Origin of the sequence: Streptomyces sp. PA03-6a (assembly GCF_033792765.1) — a bacterium.
GTDB lineage: Bacteria > Actinomycetota > Actinomycetes > Streptomycetales > Streptomycetaceae > Actinacidiphila.
In genome coordinates, this window is record NZ_JARAVK010000555.1 from 1 (window position 1) to 1,486 (window position 1,486).

The window sequence follows — 1,486 nt, forward strand, 5'->3', positions numbered from 1 at the left end:
TTCAAGTCGCCATGCGCTCATTCTGCCTTGGGGCGGCGTTCAAGGGGACACTAGATTGCTCTGGCTGTCCCCGGGGCGTCACAACACCAGCCACGACCGTTCGTGATCGCGGTTCCGGTGACGCTCCGTGGCTCCAGCACGGAAAGTGATCCAGAACCACTTTTCACCCGTCGCCGACACGCGGCCACACTCCAATTGCGCAGCGTCGAGTGCTCTACCTCCGATCCTTCTCCGTCCTCCGGTTCGCCGTGTTCAGCAGCCAGCTCGCGAATCAGGACCTGGAACAGTTCCGGGTCGCCGCATCACCACGATGAAGCATCGCCGCGCGCTTCGGCTCCGTCGCCCACGCCAGCGAGGCCATCCGTTTTTGGCGGGACTGTACAAAGAACGGCACCTCTCTGTGTCAAGCGGGGGCGATCAGAGAGGTATCCCAACGTGTTGGATCGGCGCCGGAGATCGTGGTCTGCAGCCATGATGTCCGAGGCTGTGGCAGGGGTCGCTCAAGTTACACCTGCCGCCTGCGGGCTGGCCCTCGAACGGCGTGCGTCCCGGCCACAGCCGCCGACGGGAGTGGCTCGAGAGAGGTCTGCACTGCCAGGCGTTGGTCTGCCCTCCTCGTCGGTCACCTGGAGTCGACCACGAAGGAGACACCGTGCCACCCCGCCGCTCCGCCGACGCCGCATCAGGCCAGGTCATCATCGCCATCGACCCGCACAAGGCATCCTGGACGGCCGTCGCCGTCGACGCCCGCCTACGGCCCCTGGACGCCTTACGCGTCCCGGTCAGTCGAGCCGGGTACCGCGATCTGCTCCGCTTCGCCCGGCGGTGGCCTGAGGCGATATGGGCCATTGAAGGCGCCGGTGGCCTGGGTGCCCCGCTGACCTCTCGGCTGGCCGCCGATGGCATCTCGCCCACGGACGTGCCGGCCAAGCTCGCCCACGGACGTGCCGGCCAAGCTCGCCCGCCGGGTGCGGCTGCTGTCCACCGGCCACGGCCGCAAGAGCGACGAGGCCGACGCCCTGTCCGTGGGGATCGCCGCCCACACCGCAACCAGGCTCCATACCGCCCAGATCGACGAGGCCGTCGCAGCCCTGCGCACTCTGACCGAGCACCGCGACGACCTGGTCCGGACCCGCACCCAGACCGTCAACCGCCTCCACGCGTTGATGACCAAGCTCGTGCCCGCCGGCCTGCCCCGCAAGCTGACCGCCGATACCGCTGCCGCAGCCCTGCGGGGCATCCGGCCGAAAGCATCGCTGGCCCGCACCCTGCGCGGCCTGGCCACGGATCTGGTCGTCGAGATCCGCCGACTGGACCGCCGGATCACCACCGTCACCGAGCAGATCACTACAGCAGTAACCGAGACCAGCACCACCCTCACCGAGCTCGGGACCTGTCCCCGGGTGGTGGACACCTCTGAGCCCGGCCCCGCCAGGGGTCGGGGAGGAGGAATCTCTTATGGTGATGAAGGTCTACTCGCCCGAGT

General features: G+C 68.2%; 1 protein-coding gene. It reads left to right on the forward strand.

Translation table 11 applies throughout. From position 1 onward, the window contains the following. Positions 1-944: 944 nt before the first annotated feature. Positions 945-1,486 (forward strand): IS110 family transposase (locus tag PV350_RS46565; RefSeq protein ID WP_500339303.1); only part of this gene is annotated, 542 nt, incomplete at its 3' end.